The organism is Nonomuraea sp. NPDC050478 (assembly GCF_044458265.1).
In the GTDB taxonomy this organism is placed as follows: Bacteria; Actinomycetota; Actinomycetes; order Streptosporangiales; family Streptosporangiaceae; genus Nonomuraea; species Nonomuraea ferruginea.
Genome location: NZ_JBITHT010000003.1, coordinates 1,140,225 through 1,160,575 on the forward strand (window position 1 = coordinate 1,140,225; position 20,351 = coordinate 1,160,575).

A 20,351-nucleotide genomic window follows, 5' to 3' on the forward strand; every position below is an offset into this window, starting at 1 on the left:
CTCACCATCCCCACGGCCGTCCGATGCATGAGGGGTTGTGCCAAAGTGGGGCGGTGACGCTGACCAACTGGGCGGGAAACACCGCCTTCACGGCATCCCGGATCCACCACCCCACCTCACTCGACGAGCTCCGGAGCCTGGTCGCCGCCGCCCGGCGGGTGCGCGCGCTCGGCAGCGGCCACTCCTTCAACGACGTCGCCGACTCCCCCGGTGAGCTGGTGCGGCTCGACCGGATGCCGCCCCTGATCGAGATCGACGGCGCGGCGGCGCGGGTGCGGGTCGGCGCGGCCACCACGTACGCGCGGCTCGCCCCCGAGCTGCACGCGCGCGGGTTCGCGCTGGCCAACCTGGCGTCGCTGCCGCACATCTCGGTGGCGGGCTCGGTCGCGACCGGCACCCACGGCTCCGGGGTGGGCAACCCGAGCCTGTCGGCCGCCGTCCGCGGCCTGGAGCTGGTCACCGCCGACGGCTCGGTGGTCACCCTCGAACGCGGCCACGACGACTTCCCCGGCGCGGTGGTCGCGCTCGGCGCGCTCGGCGTGGTGTCCGCGCTCACCCTGGACCTGGTGCCGGCGTTCGAGCTGCGCCAGTACGTGCGCGAGGGCGTGCCGGACGACGCCCCGTTCGACGAGGTCATGGCCGACGGCTACAGCGTCAGCCTGTTCACCGACTACCGCGACACGCGGGCCTGGATCAAGACCCGCGGCGAGCCGCCCGGCGACGACTGGCACCGCACCCGGCCGGCGGACGGCCCGCGGCATCCCGTGCCCGGCATGCCGGCCGAGAGCTGCACCGTACAGCTCGGCGTGCCGGGGCCGTGGCACGAGCGGCTGCCGCACTTCCGCGCGGACGCGCCGCCCAGCAGCGCCGGGGACGAGCTGCAGTCGGAGTGGCTGCTGGAGCGCTCGCACGCCGCCGCCGCGCTGCGCGAGCTGCGCGCGGCGGGCGACCGGATCCGGCCGGTGCTGCAGATCTCGGAGGTGCGCACGGTCGCGGCCGACGACCTGTGGCTGAGTCCCTCGTACGGGCGCGACAGCGTGGCGTTCCACTTCACCTGGGTGAAGAACCCGGAGGCGGTGCTGCCGGTGATCAAGCTGGTGGAGGACGTGCTGGCGCCGTTCGACCCCAGGCCGCACTGGGGCAAGCTGTTCACCCGCCGCCCGGCGGTCCCTGACCGGTTCCGTGAGCTGGTGCGCCGGTACGACCCGGACGGCACGTTCGGCAACACTTTCACCCGGACACTGCTGGATACCTGACGGGAGCTGGCAGGTAAGCGCGGCACGATGGAAGCATGATTGTCAAAGGGCCCTTCGAGACCTCCGACTGGCACGCCGAGCAGCCGTTCGAGCAGCACGACGACGTCTCACTCGGCCGCGTCACGATGAGCAAGACCTTCCACGGCGGCCTCACCGCCACCAGCACCGTCCACCTGACGGTGGTGACGACCCCGGTGGAGGAGTCGAAGGCGTACGTGGCCGTGGAGCGCATCGAGGGCACGCTCAACGGCCGGGCGGGCAGCTTCGTCGTGCAGCACAACGCCGCCAGCGACCGGGGCACGCAGTCGTTGCGGATCTCGGTCGTGCCCGACTCCGCCACCGGCGAGCTGCGCGGCCTGCGCGGCGAGATGGACATCGAGATCACCGAGGACGGCGCGCACTCCTACGTGTTCGACTACACCTTGGAGGGTCCCGCCCACTAACCTACCGACCAGCCGGTACGGATGGAGGGCGTCGTGTGGGACCCGGAGCTCGCCGAGCTGAAGCACCGCAAGGACCTGGCCGCGCGCATGGGCGGCGAGGAGCGCGTCGCCCGTCAGCACGCCACCGGCCGGCTGACCGTCCGGGAGCGGCTGGCCGCGCTCACCGACTCCTGGCAGGAGGTGGGCGCGCTCGCCGGGCGCGCCGAGTACGCGGAAGGCCGGCTGGAGAGCTTCACCCCGTCGAACGTGATCATCGGCCGCGCGGAGGTCGACGGTCACCGCGTCGTGGTGTCCGCCGACGACTTCACCGTGCGCGGCGGCGCGGCGGACGCCGCCATCCACGAGAAGCAGATCCTGGCCGAGCGGATGGCGGGCGAGATGCGGGTGCCGCTCGTCCGGCTGATCGACGGCACGGGCGGCGGCGGCAGCGTCAAGCAGCTGGAGGAGTACGGCCGCACCTACGTCCCGTACAACCCGGGCTGGGACCAGGTGGTCGCCAACCTGGGGCGGATCCCGGTGGTCGCGCTGGCCCTCGGCCCGGTGGCCGGGCTGGGCGCCGCCCGGCTGGTCACCTCCCACGTCTCGATCATGGTCAAGGAGCTGTCCCAGGTGTTCGTGGCCGGCCCTGCCGTGGTCGAGGCGGGGATGGGCGAGAGCCTGGACAAGGAGGAGCTGGGCGGCTGGCGCACCGTGGCCGCCGCCGGCACCGTCGACCTGGTGGCCGGCTCCGAGCAGGAGGCGTTCGCGCTGACCCGGCGAGTGCTCGGCTACCTGCCGCGCAGCGCCTGGCGGCTCCCGCCGGTCGCCGAGTGCGCCGACGACCCCGGCCGCCTCTCTCCCGAGCTGCGCGCCGCCGTCCCGCGTGACCGGCGCAAGCCGTACGACATGCGCGCGATCATGGACACCGTGTTCGACGAGGGGAGCGTGCTGGAGCTCGGCCGCCGCCACGCGCGCTCCACGATCACCGCGCTGGCCCGGCTCGCGGGGCGGCCGGTGGCGGTGCTCGCGAGCGACCCGCGCTTCTACGGCGGCGGGATGACCGCCCAGGGCGCGGACAAGACGACCCGGTTCCTGGACTTCGCCGAGACCTTCCACCTGCCGGTCGTGCACCTGGTCGACCAGCCGGGGTTCGTGATCGGGGGCGCCGCCGAGCGGGCCGCGACCATCAGGCACGGCGCCCGCGCGCTCGCCGCCGTCTACCAGTCGACGGTGCCGTGGGCGTCGGTGCTGGTGCGGCGGGTGTTCGGGGTGGCGGGGGCCGCGCACCGGCCGCACCACCGTTACGGCCTGCGCGTCGCCTGGCCGTCGGGTGACTGGGGGTCGCTGCCGATCGAGGGCGGGCTGGAGGTGGCGTTCAAGCGGCTGCTGGCGGAGGCCGGGCCGGACGCGGAGGCCATGAAGGCGGAGATCGCGGCGCGGCTGGAGGCGGTCAGGTCGCCGTTCCGCACCGCCGAGGCGTTCCTGGTCGAGGACATCGTGGACCCCGCGGAGACGCGCCCCGTGCTCACCGCGTGGGCGCGCGACGCGTACGAGGTGCTGGAGCCGGGACCGCGGGCCACCACGAGGCCGTGACCAGGCGAAATGTTAGCCAGCGGCTCTCAGCGGCAGAAACCAGGCATGCACATCTGGGGGGTACGGACCGTCCTGCCGGACCACCGGTACGAGCAGGAGGAGATCACCGAGGCGTTCGCCCGGCTCACGGCGGCCGACGAAGGGCTGCTCAAGCGCTTCCACACCGCTACTGGCGTGACCGGCCGCAACCTGGCGCTGCCGCTGGACGACTACGCCAAGCTCCAGTCGTTCGGCCGGGCCAACGACGCCTACGTGGAGATCGCGCTCGACCTGGGTGAGCGAGCGATCGCCGGCGCGCTGGACAAGGCCGGGCTGCCGCCGGGGAAGGTCGACCACCTGGTGTTCTGCTCCACCACCGGGCTCGCCGCGCCGTCGCTCGACGCCCGGCTCGCCCAGCGCGCGGGGCTGCGCGAGGACGTCAAGCGGGTGCCGGTGTTCGGGCTGGGTTGCGCCGCCGGGGCGGCCGGGCTGTCGCGGCTGCACGACTACCTGCGCGGCTGGCCGGACCAGGTGGCGCTGCTCGTCTGCGTGGAGCTGTGCTCGCTCACCGTGCAGCGTGACGACACCTCGGTCGCGAACCTGATCGCCAGCGGCCTGTTCGGCGACGGCGCCGCGGCCGTCGTGGCCGCCGGGCACGGCGACGGACGCGAGGTGGTGGCCACCCGGAGCAAGCTGTACCCCGGCACCGAGCACCTGATGGGCTGGGAGGTCGGCGAGCACGGCTTCCGCATCGTGCTCGACGCCGGGCTGCCCGAGTTCGTGGACCAGGTGCTGGCCGGGGACGTCGTGGCCTTCCTCGCCGACAACGGCCTCACCCCCGGCCAGGTCGGCACCTGGATCTGCCACCCCGGCGGCCCCAAGGTGATCGAAAGGCTGGCCGGGGCGCTGGAGCTGTCACCGGAGGCGCTGGAGGTCACCTGGCGGTCGCTGCGCGAGCACGGCAACCTGTCGTCGGTGTCGGTGCTGCACGTGCTGCAGGAGACGCGCGGGCGCAAGGACCAGCCGGCCGTGCTGCTGGCGCTCGGGCCGGGCTTCTCCGCCGAACTGCTCCTGCTGCACTGGTGATCAGGACGGCTTCGACACCGGGATCCGCTCCAGCCCCTCCGGCCGTTTGCCCGGGTAGACGCCGGTCAGCAGCGCGCTCACCGTGTACAGGTGCCAGGCCAGGGCCGGCTTCTTGACCACCGGGTCGGCGAACAGGGCGCGCACCTCGTCCGGCCGCACGATCGGCGCCAGCGCGTCCAGACTGCCCAGCACCTGCTGCCGCAGCACGTCCGTCAGCACCGGGCCGGGGCTGGTCCGCCAGCTCCAGCCGCCGCCCGTGCGGAGCGTCGGCATGTGCGCCGGGGGCCGCGGCGCCCGCCGCCACCAGTGCGACGGCCGGCTCTCCAGCGCCGCGGCGAACCGCCACGGCTTGCCCTCGATCGGCACGTCACGCAGTTGGGGCGCGAACCGCAGGATGAGCGCGTAGATCACCTCTTCGGACAGCCGCCAGGCCTGATCGAGCCCGAGCGCGGCCCGTACCACGCGGTTGTCCAGGAACGGCCGGACCGGGTCGCCGCGCCGCAGCGACCCCGCGCGGGCGCTGGCCTGCCAGCGGCCCACCTTGTACCAGACGTAGATGTGGTCCAGCGCCTCCAGCCGGTCCTTCCTGGCCAGCCACGGCCGGGCCAGCTCGCGGGCGTGCTCGTTCGCCTCGTCGGTGAACAGCTTGTCGTCCTTGCCGAACGTGGTGGTGATGCGGCGCGTCAGCGCCTTGTCGCTCAGGTCGTTCTGCAGCAGGTTCAGGCTGCCCGCCCGGAGCGTCTCGCCGCTCTGCCCGGACATGGTCGGCTTGCCGGAGTAGGGCAGGTAGCCGACGATCGACTCGTACGCGGACGTCATGCCCTCGCAGGTGCGCAGCGTCTCCCAGACCCGGTCCAGCGGGTGCTCCACCAGCACCGCGTCCTGCCCGGCCGTCTGCGGCGGCGCGATCACCGTGTGCTCGACGCCGAGCCGGCCGGCGATCTGGCGGGCCAGGATCACGTCCGGGTGCGCGTCGAGCCCGTTCGTGGTCACCCGGAACGGCACCTTCGCCGCGTACAGCAGCGCCCCGAGGATGCGGGTGTCGCGCCCGCCGGTCAGCGCCAGGTTCACCGGCTCGCCCAGGCCGCGCAGCGGCGCGACGGTGGCCAGCAGCGCCTCGGCCAGCTCGCCGATCGCCTTCCGCTTGCCGCGCTCCGACGTGGGCGCGGGCGCCGACGCCGGCAGCGGCGTCTCGGTGATGACCCGCCGCCCGTCCCGCACGTCCAGCCGCGTGCTCGGGCGCAGCGCCGTCACCCCCCGGTACGGGGTCTCGTCCGACAGGAAGAACCCCTGGCGGACCATCGTCTGCAGGGCGAGCACGTCGTGCTCCACCCGGTCGCCCTGCTGGGCCGCCAGGTGCACGAGCAGGGCCCGGCCGCCGACGACGTGCAACTCGGGCGTCTCGGCGTAGAACACCGGGCAGACCCGGTTGATCGCGGTCGCCGCGGACAGCACGCCGTCGCCCGCCACCCAGGCGGAGAAACAGCCGCCGATCCCCTCGCCCAGCGGATCGCCGATCAGCCGGCCGGCGTCGTCCGGGTCGGCCAGATGACCGTTCAGCCCGAGCACCCGCCCGCCCGACTCCGTCAGCAGCGGCGGCCGCCGCGAGTCGTCCGGCTCGTTCGTCCACCCGAACAGGGACACGCCGCGGCCGTGCCATTCGCTGCCGCGGATCACCTCCGGCGGGACCGGGAAGGCCGTCTCGGCGACGGAACGGATCTTCTCCAGGACCCTGGCCGGAACCTCACGGCCCTTGGCGGCCAGACCCACATAGATACGCACGGCACCCATGCCTACAGGAAACGACTACTTCGTGACAATCGATCACGTAAGAGTCGCGGTTTGCGCTCGCTTGCGTCACCGGCCCGGCCGGCCGCTCTCCAGGCCCGTCATAGGGCGTGGAGGTGACGCACATGAAGAAACGTTCGCTGGCGGCGATCGGACTCGCGGCGCTGCTGACACTCACCGCGTGCGGCGGCTCGGCCGGGGACGCGCCCGCCGCCCAGGAGAACCCGGCGCCCATGCGCCCGGAGCTGTCGGAGACCACCAGCGCCAGGATCTCCACGTTCGCGCTGGACGTCGACACCGCCTCGTACTCCTACGCGCGCCGCACCCTGCGGGAGGGGCGCCGGCCGGAACCCGGCCAGATCCGGCCCGAGGAGTTCGTCAACTCCTTCCGCCAGGACTACGCCGAACCGCCCGACAACGGCTTCACCGTGCACACCGACGGCGCCCGGCTCCCCGGCCGCGACCGGGCCGTGCTCCGGGTCGGCCTGCAGACACGCGGCTCCACCACCCAGGCCCGCAGGCCGGCCAACCTCACCTTCGTCATCGACGTCTCCGGCTCCATGGCCGAGCCCGGCCGGCTCGACCTCGTCCAGCAGGCCCTGCGCACGCTGCTCGACCAGCTCACTCCCGGCGACCAGGTCGCCATCGTGGCCTTCAGCGACACGGCCCAGCTGCTCGCCGCCATGACGCCGCTCGCCGCCAGGGCCGATCTGCACGCCGCCGTCGACCGGCTCACCGTGCAGGGGGGCACCAACCTCGAGTCCGGGCTCGTCCTCGGGTACGAGGAAGCCTCGCGCGCCTTCCGGCCCGCCGCCACGAACCGGGTCATCCTGCTCTCCGACGGCCTCGCCAACCAGGGCAGCACCGCCTGGCAGGGCATCCTCGACCGGGTCGGGGAGAGCGCCGCCGAGGAGATCACGCTGCTCACCGTCGGCGTCGGCCGCGAGTACGGCGACGAGCTGATGGAGCAGCTGGCCGACAACGGCGACGGCGCCGCCATCTACGTGTCGAGCCCCGAGGAGGCCGAGAGGGCGTTCGTCTCCCGGCTGCCCGCCACCCTCGAACTGCGCGCCCGCGACGCCAAGGCCCAGGTCGCGTTCAACCCGGACGTGGTCGAGGAGCACCACCTCGTCGGCTACGAGAACCGGGCGCTGGAGGCGGAGGAGTTCCGCGACGACAGCGCCGACGGCGGCGAGGTCGGGCCCGGCCACTCCGTCACCGCCCTGTACGCGCTCAAGCTCAGGCCCGGCGCCGAGGGCCATCTCGCCACCGCCACCGTGCGCTGGCAGGACCCCGACACCCGCCGGCCCGCCGAGGCCGCCGACTCCGTCGACGTGGGCGCCCTCGCCGGCGAGCTGTGGTCCGGCGCGCCGCTGCGGCTCCAGGTGGACGTGGTCGCCGCGGCCTTCGCCCTCCAGATGCGCGACGGCGAGGCGTTCGGCATGGACCTGCCCGCGCTCGGCGAGCATGCCGCCCGCCTGGCACGGTCCTCCGAGGACCCGATGGTCACCGAGCTGGCCGGGCTCATCGGCAAGGCGGGCGAGGTGCGATAACCGATTGCGAGGATTGTGGCCGTCTGGGCATCTTGAGAGGGTGAGCGTGAAAGTCGAACCACCCGCCAGGCTCGGGCAGACCACCCTCCCCGACGGCCGCAGGCTCGGCTGGGCCGAGTGGGGGCCGCACGACGGCCGGCCCGTGCTCTTCTGCCCCGGCGCGGGCACCAGCCGGACACTCGGCTTCGGCGCGGGGACGGTCGACCGGCTCGGCATCCGGCTCGTCTCGCTCGACCGTCCCGGGCTCGGCGCCTCCGACCCCAGCCCGGGCCGCACCCTCGCGGACTGGCCCCGCGACGTGCGCGCCTCCGGGCTCGACGGCATCCCGGTCGTCGGGTTCTCCCAGGGCGCGCCGTTCGCGCTGGCCTGCGCCGCGGCCGGCGTCGCCTCCCGGGTCACGATCGTGTCCGGCTCCGACGAGGTGGCCGCGCCCGAGTTCCGCGACGGGCTGCCGCCCGAGCTGCGCGGCCTCGTCGACTCGGTGACGGGCGACCCCGTGGCCGCCGAGGAGTTCTTCTCCCGGTTCACCCCCGACGCGCTGTGGGACATGATCGTGCCCGGCAGCCCTCCCGAGGACCGGGCCGTGTACGAGGACCCGGCCTTCGAACGGGCCTACCGCAGGGCCATGGCGGAGGCGTTCCAGCAGGGGCCCGGCGGCTACGCCCGCGACACGCTGCTGGCCATGGGACGGTGGCCGTTCGACCTCGGGCGCGTCACCGTACCGGCCGAGCTCTGGTACGGCGAGCTGGACCACGGGCACTCACCCGACCAGGGGGCGACGCTGGCCGGGCGCATCCCCGGGGCGCGGCGGCACCTCGTCGCGGGGGTGGGCGGGGCGCTGCTGTGGACGCACGCCGAGGTGATCCTCGGCGGCCTGGCCGGTGAATAAAGCGGTACGAGAGAGGTCTTAGGGTCCGATACACTGGGGCACGCAGCGATGCGAGGGGCTATGGCGCAGTTGGTAGCGCGCTTCCATGGCATGGAAGAGGTCTGGGGTTCGAATCCCCATAGCTCCACCTCACACAGGTAGTCATTTCCGGGCCTGCCGCTCGTGCCAGACCGGCTCGGCGCTCTCGTGCACGGTCCCGTCAGCGCCGAAGATCAGGAAACGGTCGAGATCGGCGGCGAACCAGCGGTCGTGGGTGACGGCCAGCACGGTGCCGGAGAAGGATTCCAGACCCTGCTGCAGGGCTTCCGCGCTGGCCAGGTCGAGATTGTCGGTGGGCTCGTCCAGCAACAGCAGGGTGGCGCCGGACAGCTCCAGCAGCAGGATCTGCAGCCGGGCCTGCTGGCCGCCCGAGAGGGTCTCGAACAGCTGGCCGGCGGCGGGCGCGAGCTCGTAGCGGGCCAGAGCGGCCATCGCCTCGTTCAGCGTGCACGCGTGACCGGTCGTGACCAGCTCGACCGGGGTGCGGCCGTGCAGGTCCGGCCGGGCGTGGGTCTGCACGAACCGCCCCGGGACCACCCGCGCACCCAGCCGCGCGGAGCCGCTGTGCCGCACCGCGGGCGCCGCGCCGTCGGCGGCCTGCTCCAGCAGCTCCAGGAACGTGGACTTGCCCGAGCCGTTGGAGCCGAGGATCCCGACCCGCTCGCCGTACCAGATCTCGGTGTCGAACGGCCGCATCAGGCCGACGAGCTCCAGGTTCTCGCAGATGACGGCGCGCTTGCCGGTGCGGCCGCCGCGCAGGCGGATCCGCACGTTCTGCGCCCTGGGCGGGCGCTGGGGCGGGCCGGACTCCTCGAAGCGGCTCAGCCGGGTGCGCGCGGCGCGGTAGGCCGAGGCCAGCGCGTCGTTGTTGGCCGCGGTCTGCCGCAGGGTGTGCACCATCCGCCTGAGCTTGGCGTGCTCCTCGTCCCAGCGGCGGCGCCGCTCTTCCAGCCGGTTGATGCGCTGCTCACGCGCTTCGGCGTAGGCGGCGAAGCCACCGCCGTGGACCCAGACGCCGCGGTCCTCCACGGTCACGATCCGGTCGGCCGCCTCGGCCAGGAGCCGGCGGTCGTGGGAGACGAGCAACACGGTCTTGTCCGTGGCCCGCAACCGGCCTTCGAGCCACTGCTTGGCGGGCACGTCCAGATAGTTGTCCGGCTCGTCCAGCAGCAGGACCTCGTCCGGGCCGCGGAGCAGGGCCTCCAGGGCGAGGCGTTTCTGCTCGCCTCCCGACAGGGTGGTCACCGGGCGGTCCCTGACCGCGTCGCAGGGCAGGCCCATGGCCTCGGTGGTGCAGACGTCCCAGACGACCTCCATGTCGTAGCCGCCGACGTCGGCGTAGTCGGCGACGGCCTGCGCGTAGGCCAGCTGCGACGCCTCGTCGTCGCGGGCGGCGATCGCCTCCTCCGCCCGCGCCAGGGCCTCGGCGGCGTCGCGGACCCGCTCCGGCGCCACCGACAGCAACAGGTCGCGCACGCTCCGGTCGTCTCGGATGTCGCCGATGAACTGCCGCATCACCCCCAGCCCTCCTGAGGAGACCACCCGGCCGTCGGCCGGTCGCAGATCTCCGGCGATCAGCTTCAGCAGGGTGGTCTTGCCCGCACCGTTCGGTCCCACCAGGGCGGCCTTGACGCCGTCCCCGACGCGGAAGGACACCTCGTGCAGGAGCAGCCGCCCGTCCGGCAGCACGTAGGTCAGCCCGTCCACCTCGACGTGTCCTGCCACGGTCCCTCCTTCACCGGATCACTGTTCCGGTCACTGGATCAATGATCCGGTGCCCGATCGCCATACTAGACTCACGTACGTGGACATCAGCAAGGCAGATTCGGGAGCCCGCCGATCAGGGACCGCGGGGGACGTGTGGCTGCGCCCGTCCGCGCGGAAGGGACGCGACGCCCCGCCGCTCAGCCGGGATCGGATCGTCGAGGAGGCCGTGACGCTCCTGGACGCCGAAGGCGCCGACCGGCTGACCATGCGCCGGCTGGCCGAACGGCTCGGCACCGGCTCGACCACGCTCTACTGGCACGTGAAGACCAAGGACGACGTCCTCGACCTCGCCCTCGACATGATCTTCGCCGAGGTCCTGATCCCGGCGGAAAGCCGGGGGTGGCGCGCCGACATCACCGCACTGATCGACGGATGGCGCGCGGTCCTGCTGCGGCATCCCTGGTCGGCGGCGCTGCTGAGCCGTCCGATGCTGGGGCCCAACGTGCTGGCCCGCAGCGAGTTCCTGTACGCGACCCTCCTGAGGGCCGGGGCCGTCGAACCCCACCTCACGGCCGCCGCGTACGGGCTGTCCAACTACGTCATCGGCTCCGGGCTGATGCAGGCCACCTGGCCCACCGGCGCGGGGCAGGAGGCGCGGCAGGCGGCTCAGGAGCACCTGCGCGCCCATCAGGAGAGCTACCCCGCCCTCGCCGCCCACGGGCCGCACGTCGCGGAGGCCGACTGGGACACCGGCTTCGCCCTCGGCCTGACCTGGCTTCTCGACGGCATCCAGGCCGGGATCGCCGGGAAGTGATCCTCTCCGGCGGCGCTACGCTGCTGTGCCATGCCTGAGACGCGCCTCGACACCGCCCGGATCCGGGCGGCCCGCGAGATGATCGACCCGATCTTCCTCGACACTCCGCTCTACCGCTGCGAGGCGCTGGAGCCCGGCCTCGGGTGCGCGGTGAGCGTCAAGCTCGAAACGGCGAACCCGGTCCGGAGCTTCAAGGCCCGCGGCACCGAACTCGTGACGAGCGCGCTCGCCGCCGGCGGCTCGCGAGCCGTGGTGTGCGCCAGCGCGGGCAACCTCGGCCAGGCCCTCGCCTGGTCCGGTCGCGGCCGGGGGTTGGACGTCACCGTCGTGGCGTCCCGCTTCGCGCCCGCCGCCAAGCTTGATCGGATCCGCGCGCTGGACGCCAGGCTGGAGCTGGTGGACGGTGACTTCGACCTGGCTCGTGAGCGGGCGGCCGGCATCGCGCGGTACGAGGGGATCCGGCTGGTCGAGGACAGCCTGGACATCGAGACCTGCGAGGGCGCGGCGACCATCGGCCTGGAGCTGGCCGGCGCCGCGCCGTCGTTCGACGCCGTGCTCATCGCCCTCGGCGGCGGGGCGCTGGCCACCGGCGTGGGCCACGTGGTGAAGGACCTGGCCCCCGGCGTCGAGGTGATCTGCGTCCAGCCCGCGGGCGCGCCGGCGATGACCCTCTCCTGGCGGCAGCGGCGCGTCGTCACCACCGAGACGACCGACACCATCGCCGACGGCGTCGCCGGCCGGCTGCCGATCGCGGCCGTCCTGGACGACCTCCTCCAGGTCGCCGACGACGCCGTCCTCGTCCAGGAGACGTCGATCATCGCCGGCATGCGGCTGCTCCTCGACCATGCCGGCCTCGTCGTCGAACCGTCGGCCGCGCTCGGCATCGCGGCGATCCTCGAAGACCGTGACCGCTTCGCCGGCCGGCACGTGGTCACCATCGTGTGCGGCGGCAACGTCGACCCGGACGCCTACCGCCGCTGGACCGGCCCGGCTGCCCGCGAGTCCTGACTTCTCGCAGCAGCCCAGCGGGCGAGCGTCAGGCCTTGTCCATGTCGGGCTCCACACCCCCGCAGGAGACGCGCATGATCTGGTTCAGGGGCGAGTAATAGTTCGAGTCGTTGCGCGACCGCTCGTCGGCGAGCCGCGCGAACTCGCCAAGCGCTGGGTTTTCCGCGTTCTTCGCCATGTCGAGGACCTTGTGCCACTCATCCATCCGCGCCGCGTAGCCTTGCGGCCCGCTGTTGGCCACCAGCGTGAGCAGCGGACGCGCCTCACCGCAGATGTCAGAAGACGAAACGGTCGGGGCACCACAGGCGGACAGAGTGAGAGACATCAAGGCACAACCAGCTAAGGCGGCTCTCGTTTGGAGGGTTCGGGGGGACATGCGCTCCTCCTGACTCAATGACATGACAAAGGACCGGCCCCACGTTAGCGCTCGCAACCCACGCCCACAGCCGCATCGCCCCGTGCCCGGCGCTCACATACACCTGCTTCTCCGGCGCCTTGGACCGACCCCGCGACGGGCGCATCGCAGGCGGATCTCCCGCAGGCTATGGTTCGAGGGCTTGCCCTTTGAGTGTGGACGGTGATTGCGCTGCTCAGCGGTGTGGCCGACCCTTATGGTTACCGTATGTCATCCCCCCGGCACCGTATGCACCTCGCCGACCGCGTCAAGAGATTGGAATTGCGCGTGTTCGCCACCGGGACCGACGTCGCCGAACTCAAGACCGCCGTCAAGCAACTCCCGAGCACGATCCGTAAGGAGATCCTTGACTACACCGAGCCGGTCTTCGGCGAGATCATGGCCGGCCACGCCACGCTCCCCACGCGCAAGGATCTGCAGGGGGTGGAGCAGCGGCTGACCGAGAAGTTCGAGCACCGCTTCTCCGACCTGGATTCCCGCCTCGACGGCGTCGATGCCCGCCTCGACCGCATGGATACCCGCCTCGACAGTGTCGATGCCCGCCTCGACCGCATAGACACCCGTTTGGACGGAGTAGATGAGCGACTCGACCGCATAGACACCCGCTTGGACGGAGTAGATGAGCGACTCGACCGCATAGACACCCGCCTCGATCGCATGGACACCCGCTTCGACAGCATGGAGTCTCATCTCAGGCAGATCCTGGCCGTCCTCGGCAAGACGGAGAACTGATCGGCTCGGACGCCACCGGCCCGGCGGCAGAAGGCGAGCTCGTCGCGGGCTGAGGGTGTGTGCCACCTGGCTCCTTGTGGGCCGGGTTTTCTCATGCCCGCGGATGGCTGATCACTGTGGGGCGAAGGCGCGGAGGAAGGTGTCGACGGCCGCGTCCGCGATGCGGGCGAGGTCGTCGTCCGAGGGGGTTTCCAGGGGCCAGTGCAGGTCGGCGGGGCCGGTGAGGAGGGCGAGGAGCTGCTCGGCCGCCGTCGAGGGGTCGGCCGGGCGCAGGCGGCCCGCGAGGGTCAGGCGGGCGAGGCGGTCGGCGAGGGCTTCGGTGACGCGGTGGCCGGAGGGGCCTCGTACGAGGGAGAGCAGGTCGGGGAAGCGTGCCAGCTCGGCGTGGAGGAGGCGGCGGACGGCGCGGGAGCGGTCGTCGCAGTGGCAGCGGAGCAGGTCGAGCGCCACTTCCCGGAGGACCGGGCGGAGGTCGTCGCCGGGGTCGGTGAGGCGGTCCAGGGTGGCCAGGTGGCGGGCGACGGCGGTGCCGGCGGCGGCCGTCATCGCCTCGCGGAACAGGGTGGCCTTGTCGGTGAGGTGGTTGTAGACGGTGGGCTTGGCGACCCCGGCCTCGTCGGCGATCTCCTGGACGCAGGCCTGGTCGTAGCCGCGACGGGCGAAGACGGTGATCGCGGCGTCGAGGATGGCCTGCCGCTTGTCGATGCGGCCACGGGTGGTGGGCATGACGTCATTCTAGGTGCGTACTGAACTCATGGGTTCAGTGTTACTGACTAGGCTGTTAGATTGAACCAGTGAGTTCAAATTTGTCGCGATTGGTCGCGGTCGTCCTGCTGGGCGGGATGCTCGGCATTCTCAACAGCACGATGGTCGCCGTCGGGATCGACACCCTGGCCGCCGCGTTCGGCACGTCGCTCAGCGCGGTCGGCTGGGTGTCGACCGGGTTCCTGCTGGCCGTGACCGCCGCCATCCCGGTCACCTCGTGGGCCGTCGAGCGGTTCGGCGCGCGGCGGCTGTGGCTGTTCGGGCTGCTGGTGTTCCTCGCCGGGTCGCTCGGCGCGGGGCTGGCCTGGGACACCGGCGCTCTCATCGCCTTCCGTGCGGTCCAGGGGCTGGGCGCGGGAGTGCTCGACCCGCTGGTGCTCGTGCTGCTCGCCCGCGCGGCGGGGCCGCGGCGGGCTGGGCAGGTGATGGGGCTGATGGGCGTGGTGCTGTCGCTGGGTCCGGTGCTCGGGCCGCTGGCCGGCGGCGCGCTGCTGCAGGCGTTCTCCTGGCAGTGGATGTTCCTGCTGAACGTGCCGGTCGGGATGGTGGCCTACCTGCTGGCGCTACGGGTGATCCCGGCCGACGCCCCGCCGGCGGGGCGGCGTACCCGGCTGGACGTGACCGGCGTGGTGCTGCTCGCGCCCGGGTTCGCGGCGCTCATGCTGGCGCTGTCGCAGGCGGCCGAGCAGGCCGCGTTCGGGGTGTGGCAGGTGCTCGTCCCGCTCGCGGCCGGCACGGCCCTGCTGGCGGGGTACGGCCTGCACGCGCGCCGTGGACAGCCGCTGATCGACCCGCGGCTGTTCGCCCGGCGCTCCTTCAGCGCCGCCGTGTTGGTCATGGGGCTGGTCGGGCTGGCCACGTTCGCCACGCTGTTCGCGCTGCCGCTGTTCTTCCGGCAGGTGCACGGGGTGGGCGCGCTGGCCGCCGGGCTGCTGGTGGCGCCGGTCGGCGCGGGCGCCGCGGTGGCGATGCCGCTGGCCGGACGGCTGTCGGACCGGCTCGGCGCGCGCGGCCTGGCGCTGGGCGGCGCGGCGGTGGCGGCGCTCAGCGGGCTGGCCTTCACCCGGGTCGGTCCCGAGACCGGGTGGGCGTGGCCGGTGCTCGCGGGCTGCGCCATGGGGCTCGGGCTGGGCTTCGTCGGCGCTCCGACGATGGGCTCGCTCTACCGGCTGCTGCCCGCGCCGCTGATCCCGCAGGGCAGCGCCGTGCTGTACATGCTGAACCAGCTCGGCGCGGCGCTGGGCATCGCGGTGGTCACGCTCATCGTGCAGACCGCGGGCGATCCGCAACGCGGGCTGCGCGGCGTCTTCTGGTTCGCCCTCGCGATGGTCGTCGTGATCCTGGCGGCGGCCCCCCTGCTCCCCGGCCGCCCGGCCCCCGAGGCACGGGCGGCCCCGGAGCGGACGGGATCAGCCTGACGCGGCCACCGCCCCGGGAAGCGGTGGCCGGAGGAAAGACGTCAGAACCCCTGGGCCAGGCGGTAGTACGCCTGGTTCCAGCGGATCTCCTTGGCGAACTGGCGCGGGGTGGTGTCGGCGTCGATGACGAGGAGCTCGACGCCGAGCATCTCGGACAGGTCCGTCAGCTCCTCGACCCCGACGGCCGTGGACAGCACCGTGTGGTGCGGGGCGCCGGCGGTGAGCCAGGCCTCGGCCGAGGTGCGCAGGTTCGGGCGGGGCTGCCAGACCGCGCGGGCGACCGGCAGCGCGGGCAGCGGCTGCGGCGGCGCGACCAGGTCGATCTCGTTGGCCACCAGCCGGAACCGGTCCCCCATGTCCGCCAGGCCGACCACGACGCCCGGCCCGGGCGTGGCGTCGAACACGAGCCGGACCGGGTCCTCCCGGCCGCCGATGCCCAGCGGGTGGATCTCGCACGACGGGGTGCCGGAGGCGATCGTCGGGCAGACCTCCAGCATGTGGGCGCCGAGGATGAGCTCCTCGCCCGGCGTCAGGTGGTAGGTGTAGTCCTCCATGAACGAGGTGCCGCCGGGCGCCATCGCCTTGAGGGTGCGCAGCAGCACGGACGTCTTCCAGTCGCCCTCGCCGCCGAAGCCGTAGCCGTCGGCCATGAGCCGCTGCACCGCCAGGCCGGGCAGCTGGCGCAGCCCGCCGAGGTCCTCGAAGTTGGTGGTGAACGCCTTGAAGCCGCCGCTCTCCAGGAAGTGGCGCAGGCCCAGCTCGATCCTGGCCGCGTAGCGCAGCGACTCGCGCCGTTCGCCGAGCAGCTCGGGCGCCACCCGGTAGAGCTCCTCGTACTCCTTGATCAGCTTGTCGACGTCGGCGTCGGCGGCCGCGTCGACGGCCTCGACCAGGTCGTTCACCCCGTAGGTGTTGACCGAGACGCCGAAGCGGAGCTGGGCCTCCACCTTGTCGCCCTCGGTGACGGCCACGTCGCGCATGTTGTCGCCGAACCTGGCCAGCTTGAGCGTGCGCAGCTCGGCCAGGCCGGAGGCCGCGCGCACCCAGGACAGGACGCGCTCGGCCACGGCCGGGTCGCTGACGTGCCCGGCCACGGTCTTGCGGGCCACCCCGAGCCGGGTCTGGGCGTACCCGAACTCGCGGTCGCCGTGCGCGGCCTGGTTGAGGTTCATGAAGTCCATGTCGATGCTCGCCCACGGCAGCTCCACGTTGGCCTGCGTGTGCAGGTGGAGCAGCGGCTTGCGGAGCGCGTCCAGGCCGGCGATCCACATCTTCGCCGGGGAGAACGTGTGCATCCACGCGATCACGCCGGCGCAGGTGTCGTCGGCGTTCGCCTCCAGCATCACGCGCCGGATGGCGGCCGCGTCGGTCAGGACCGGCTTCCACTGCACGGGCACCGGCAGCGCCTCGGCGATGCGCCGCGACTGCTCGGCCACCTGCCGCAGCGTGTCTTCCCCGTACAGCCCCTGGCTGCCGGTCAGAAACCAGATGTTCAACGTGGACTCCTCTGTCCGTAGACGTTCTGGTAGCGGTCGTACAGGCGGTCGATGTGCTCCGGCTTGATCGGCAGAGGCTCGCCGAGCTGCCTGGCGACGTGGACGGTGCGGGCGACGTCCTCGCACATCACCGCCGCCTTCACCGCCGCCTTGGGGTCCTTGCCGATGGTGAAGACGCCGTGGTTCCGCATGAGCACGGCGGGCGAGCGGTGGCCGTCGAGCGTGGCCACGATGCCCTGGCCGATGGAGTCGTCGCCGATCAGCGCGAACGGTCCCACCGGGATGTCGCCGCCGAACTCGTCGGCCATCGCGGTCAGCACGCACGGGATCGGCTCGCCCCTGGCCGCCCACGCCGAGGCGTAGGTGGAGTGGGTGTGCACGACGCCGCCGACGTGCGGCATGTGGCGGTAGACGTACGCGTGCGCGGCGGTGTCGCTGGACGGCGCGTGGTCGCCCTCGACGAGGTTGCCGTCGAGGTCGCAGACGACCATGCTCTCCGGGGTCAGCTCGTCGTAGGAGACGCCGGAGGGCTTGATGACGAACAGGTCCTCGCCGGGAACGCGGCCGGAGACGTTCCCGGCGGTCCAGGCGACGAGGCCGTAGCGGACCAGTTCCGCGTGCAGGGAGGCGACCGTGGTCCTCATGAGGCGGCCTCGTTCCTGATGGCGCGCAGGGTGTGCAGCATGCGTCCGTCTCCGAAGTGGTCGTGCAGGTTGCGGTATTCGGCGTACAGCCGGTCGTAGGCGTCGGCCCTGGTCTGGTCGGGCACGTACGCGGCCTCGGTGCGCTTGCCCATGGCGGCGGCGGCCTTCTCGATGTCGGCGTAGACCCCGGCCGCGACGGCGGCGTGGATGGCCGAGCCGAGCGCCGGGCCCTGGTCGGAGCCGATGGCCGACAGCGGGCGGCGCAGCACGTCGGCGTAGACCTGCATGAGGAAGCGGTTCTTCAGCAGGCCGCCGGCCACGACGAACTCCTCGACCGGGACTCCGGCCTGTTCGAAGGTCTCCACGATCATGCGGGCGCCGAACGCGGTGGACTCGATGAGCGCCCGGTAGACGTCCTCGGGCCGGGTGGCGAGGGTCTGGCCGACGATGACGCCGGACAGGTTGTGGTCGACGAGCACGGAGCGGTTGCCGCCGAACCAGTCGAGCGCGACCAGGCCGTGCTGTCCGACGGCCTGCTGCTCGGCCAGCGAGGTCAGGTACTCGTGCGCGTTCATGCCCTGGGCCGCCGCCGCCTCCGCGTACCCGGCGGGGACGTGGGCGTCGGCGAACCAGGCGAAGATGTCGCCCACGGCCGACTGGCCGGCCTCGTACCCCCACAGGCCGGGCACGATGCCGTCGCGTACGACGCCGCACATGCCGGGCACCTCGGCGAGCCGGTCGCTGGGCATGATGTGGCAGGTGGAGGTGCCCATGATGGCGACCATCTGGCCGGGCCTGACGGCGTCGGCGGCGGCCGCGGTGACGTGCGCGTCGACGTTGCCCACGGCGACGGCGATGCCCTCGGGCAGGCCGGTCCAGGCGGCCGCCTCGGCGGACAGGGGGCCGGCGAGGCCGCCGAGCGGGGCGAGCGTGACGCCGCCGGTCTTCTCGCCGACCTGTCCGGTGGCGAGCTTGGCGGCGAAGCCGGAGAAGCCGGGGTTCAGCTCGGCGAGGAACTCCTCGGACGGGTAGCCGTCGTCCTGAAATATCCCCTTGTATCCGGCGGTGCAGATGTTGCGGCTCTCCACCCCGGTGAGCTGCCAGATGATCCAGTCGGCGGCCTCGATCCACCGGTCGGCCGCGGCGTACGTCTCCGGGTCCTCCTCCAGGACCTGCAGCGCCTTGGCGAACTCCCACTCGGAGGAGATCTTGCCGCCGTACCGGGGCAGCCAGCTCTCCCCGCGCCGGGCCGCCAGCTCGTTGATCCGGTCTGCGTGCGCCTGGGCGGCATGGTGCTTCCACAGCTTGGGCCAGGCGTGCGGCCGTTCGGGAGTGTGGAAGCAGAGGGGGGTGCCGTCGGCGGTGGCGGGCAGCACGGTGCAAGCGGTGAAGTCGGTGCCGATGCCGATCACGTCGTCGGCCTGGACGCCCGCCGCGGCGAGGGCGCCGGGCACGGCCACGCGGAGCACGTCGATCCAGTCCTGCGGCGACTGCAGCGCCCAGTCGGGGCCGAGCCGCACGCCGGAGCCGGGCAGCTCCCGCTCGATGACGCCGTGCGCGTACTCGTGGACGGCGCTGCCGAGCTCAGCGCCGTCGGACACGCGGACGACGACGGCACGCCCGGACAGCGTGCCGAAGTCCACTCCGACCACGAACTTGTTAGCGTTCACACTGATCTCCAGGGGATTCGTACGGGGCCTTGCGATATAACACGGCATATATCACGGCACCCGCGCGGCGGCAGCCGTGCTGGACCTGACGACGAAACCGGGCGGCACGACGAGGCGCTCACACGTGCCCGCCCCCGCGTCGAGCTGCCGGAGCAGCACCTCGATGCAGTGCCTGCCCACCTGGTCGAAGTCCTGCCTGACCGTGGTGAGCGGGGGCGAGAAGAACGCCGACTCGGGGATGTCGTCGAAGCCCACGACGCTGATCTGGTCGGGTACCTTCACTCCTTCCTCGGAGAGCGCGCGCAGCACGCCCAGCGCCATCTGGTCGTTGGCCGCGAAGACGGCGGTGACGCCGTCCATCGCGGCCAGGATCCGGCCGGCCGCGTAGCCGGCGTGCGGGCTCCAGTCGCCGGGCAGCGGCTCGGGCACCGGCCGGCCCGCCTCCTCCAGCGCGGCCCGCCAGCCCTCCAGCCGCCCCTCGGTCTCCAGCCAGTCGGGCGGGCCGGTGACGTGGTGGACGGTCCGGTGGCCCAGCTCCAGCAGGTGCCGGGTGGCGAGCCTGGCGCCCTCGGCCTGGTCGATGCAGACCACCGAGACGTCGCCGCGCAGGGTGCCCTCGACCGCCACCGCCGGGGTGCCCGACGGCAGGCTCTCCAGCGCCGGGCCCGCCGAGCGCCGCGGCGCCACCACCACGACCCCGTCCACGCCCTGCTCGGACAGGTAGTCGATGGCGTCGCGGACGCTGTCGACGTCGAGCGTCTTCAGGCTCACGATGCTCACGAAGTAGCCGGCCGTCCTGGCCGCCTGCTCGATGCCGTAGATCGTGCTGGCCGGTCCGTAGAGCGTGGTGTCGAAGCTGACCACGCCGAGCATCCGCGACCGCTTGGTGACCAGGGCGCGGGCGGCCAGGTTGCGGCGGTAGCCGAGCCTGGTGATCGCCTCCTCCACCCGGGCCCTGGTGTCGGGCCGGACGTTGGGATGGTCGTTGAGCACCCGGGAGACCGTCTGGTGCGACACGCCGGCCTCCCTGGCCACGTCGGCCATCACCGGAGGGCGGCGCTTGGATGGCGCTACCAC

18 protein-coding genes and 1 tRNA gene are annotated in these 20,351 nt (G+C 72.7%); 11 read left to right on the forward strand and 8 right to left on the reverse strand.

Annotation, left to right across the window (positions count from 1 at the left end):
* The first annotated feature begins 23 nt into the window (after positions 1–23).
* The 4 genes from ACIBF7_RS19515 to ACIBF7_RS19530 are packed head-to-tail and all read left to right on the forward strand — an operon-like array spanning position 24 to position 4,336.
* Positions 24–1,256, forward strand: a complete 1,233-nt coding sequence (locus ACIBF7_RS19515) for an FAD-binding protein (RefSeq protein ID WP_397197743.1) — start codon at positions 24–26, stop codon at positions 1,254–1,256.
* 35 nt (positions 1,257–1,291) lie between these two features.
* Positions 1,292–1,699 (forward strand): DUF3224 domain-containing protein, encoded by a 408-nt coding sequence (locus ACIBF7_RS19520; protein ID WP_397197744.1) that lies wholly within the window; start codon positions 1,292–1,294, stop codon positions 1,697–1,699.
* A 33-nt stretch (positions 1,700–1,732) separates the two neighbouring features.
* Entirely contained in the window at positions 1,733–3,271 is a 1,539-nt protein-coding gene (locus ACIBF7_RS19525; protein WP_397197745.1) for an acyl-CoA carboxylase subunit beta, read from the forward strand.
* Positions 3,272–3,280: 9 nt separating this feature from the next.
* Positions 3,281–4,336: a type III polyketide synthase gene (locus ACIBF7_RS19530; protein ID WP_219547854.1), complete on the forward strand. Its 1,056-nt coding sequence runs from the start codon at positions 3,281–3,283 to the stop codon at positions 4,334–4,336.
* On the opposite strand, the gene ACIBF7_RS19535 is transcribed toward ACIBF7_RS19530, so the two are convergent.
* Positions 4,337–6,127 carry a hypothetical protein gene (locus ACIBF7_RS19535; RefSeq protein WP_397197746.1) on the reverse strand — a complete coding sequence of 597 codons (1,791 nt, stop codon included), beginning with the start codon at positions 6,125–6,127 and terminating at the stop codon, positions 4,337–4,339.
* Positions 6,128–6,249: 122 nt separating this feature from the next.
* Between ACIBF7_RS19535 and ACIBF7_RS19540 the strand changes: the two genes are divergently transcribed.
* The 3 genes from ACIBF7_RS19540 (at position 6,250) to ACIBF7_RS19550 (ending at position 8,693) form a co-directional block, all read left to right on the forward strand.
* Entirely contained in the window at positions 6,250–7,677 is a 1,428-nt protein-coding gene (locus ACIBF7_RS19540) for a von Willebrand factor type A domain-containing protein (RefSeq protein ID WP_397197747.1), read from the forward strand.
* Between the two features lie 40 nt (positions 7,678–7,717).
* Positions 7,718–8,566 carry an alpha/beta fold hydrolase gene (locus tag ACIBF7_RS19545; RefSeq protein ID WP_219547848.1) on the forward strand — a complete coding sequence of 283 codons (849 nt, stop codon included), beginning with the start codon at positions 7,718–7,720 and terminating at the stop codon, positions 8,564–8,566.
* A gap of 54 nt (positions 8,567–8,620) precedes the next feature.
* Positions 8,621–8,693: transfer RNA gene (locus tag ACIBF7_RS19550), tRNA-Ala, on the forward strand.
* A gap of 14 nt (positions 8,694–8,707) precedes the next feature.
* Here ACIBF7_RS19550 and ACIBF7_RS19555 read toward each other — a convergent pair.
* On the reverse strand, positions 8,708–10,330 hold the full coding sequence (locus tag ACIBF7_RS19555) for an ABC-F family ATP-binding cassette domain-containing protein (protein WP_271277115.1): 1,623 nt from the start codon (positions 10,328–10,330) through the stop codon (positions 8,708–8,710).
* 79 nt (positions 10,331–10,409) lie between these two features.
* On the opposite strand from ACIBF7_RS19555, the gene ACIBF7_RS19560 reads away from it, so the two are divergent.
* Together ACIBF7_RS19560 and ACIBF7_RS19565 are read left to right on the forward strand one after the other, a co-directional pair.
* A complete protein-coding gene (locus ACIBF7_RS19560) occupies positions 10,410–11,126 on the forward strand; it encodes a TetR/AcrR family transcriptional regulator (RefSeq protein WP_271277116.1) in 717 nt (238 codons plus the stop codon).
* A 30-nt stretch (positions 11,127–11,156) separates the two neighbouring features.
* Positions 11,157–12,134, forward strand: coding sequence for a threonine/serine dehydratase (locus ACIBF7_RS19565; protein ID WP_271277117.1), 978 nt, complete (start codon positions 11,157–11,159; stop codon positions 12,132–12,134).
* 28 nt (positions 12,135–12,162) lie between these two features.
* Here ACIBF7_RS19565 and ACIBF7_RS19570 read toward each other — a convergent pair whose 3' ends face one another.
* Positions 12,163–12,459: a hypothetical protein gene (locus tag ACIBF7_RS19570; RefSeq protein WP_271277118.1), complete on the reverse strand. Its 297-nt coding sequence runs from the start codon at positions 12,457–12,459 to the stop codon at positions 12,163–12,165.
* Between the two features lie 252 nt (positions 12,460–12,711).
* On the opposite strand from ACIBF7_RS19570, the gene ACIBF7_RS19575 reads away from it, so the two are divergent.
* A complete protein-coding gene (locus ACIBF7_RS19575; RefSeq protein WP_397197748.1) occupies positions 12,712–13,281 on the forward strand; it encodes a hypothetical protein in 570 nt (189 codons plus the stop codon).
* A 111-nt stretch (positions 13,282–13,392) separates the two neighbouring features.
* Here the strand turns inward: ACIBF7_RS19575 and ACIBF7_RS19580 are convergent, their stop codons facing one another.
* The gene (locus ACIBF7_RS19580; protein ID WP_271277120.1) at positions 13,393–14,007 is read right to left on the reverse strand and encodes a TetR/AcrR family transcriptional regulator; all 615 of its coding nucleotides are present in this window, start codon (positions 14,005–14,007) and stop codon (positions 13,393–13,395) included.
* Positions 14,008–14,087: 80 nt separating this feature from the next.
* Between ACIBF7_RS19580 and ACIBF7_RS19585 the strand changes: the two genes are divergently transcribed.
* Positions 14,088–15,464 (forward strand): DHA2 family efflux MFS transporter permease subunit, encoded by a 1,377-nt coding sequence (locus tag ACIBF7_RS19585; RefSeq protein ID WP_271277121.1) that lies wholly within the window; start codon positions 14,088–14,090, stop codon positions 15,462–15,464.
* Between the two features lie 41 nt (positions 15,465–15,505).
* Here the strand turns inward: ACIBF7_RS19585 and araA are convergent, their stop codons facing one another.
* The 4 genes from araA to ACIBF7_RS19605 form a co-directional block, all read right to left on the reverse strand.
* Positions 15,506–16,960: an L-arabinose isomerase gene (gene araA, locus ACIBF7_RS19590; RefSeq protein WP_148030079.1), complete on the reverse strand. Its 1,455-nt coding sequence runs from the start codon at positions 16,958–16,960 to the stop codon at positions 15,506–15,508.
* On the reverse strand, positions 16,957–17,604 hold the full coding sequence (locus tag ACIBF7_RS19595; RefSeq protein WP_148030078.1) for an L-ribulose-5-phosphate 4-epimerase: 648 nt from the start codon (positions 17,602–17,604) through the stop codon (positions 16,957–16,959). Before ACIBF7_RS19595 ends, araA begins: the two co-directional genes overlap by 4 nt.
* Positions 17,601–19,256, reverse strand: coding sequence for a ribulokinase (gene araB, locus ACIBF7_RS19600; RefSeq protein ID WP_271277127.1), 1,656 nt, complete (start codon positions 19,254–19,256; stop codon positions 17,601–17,603). Before araB ends, ACIBF7_RS19595 begins: the two co-directional genes overlap by 4 nt.
* A gap of 69 nt (positions 19,257–19,325) precedes the next feature.
* Positions 19,326–20,318, reverse strand: a complete 993-nt coding sequence (locus tag ACIBF7_RS19605; RefSeq protein WP_271277128.1) for a LacI family DNA-binding transcriptional regulator — start codon at positions 20,316–20,318, stop codon at positions 19,326–19,328.
* Positions 20,319–20,351: the final 33 nt, after the last annotated feature.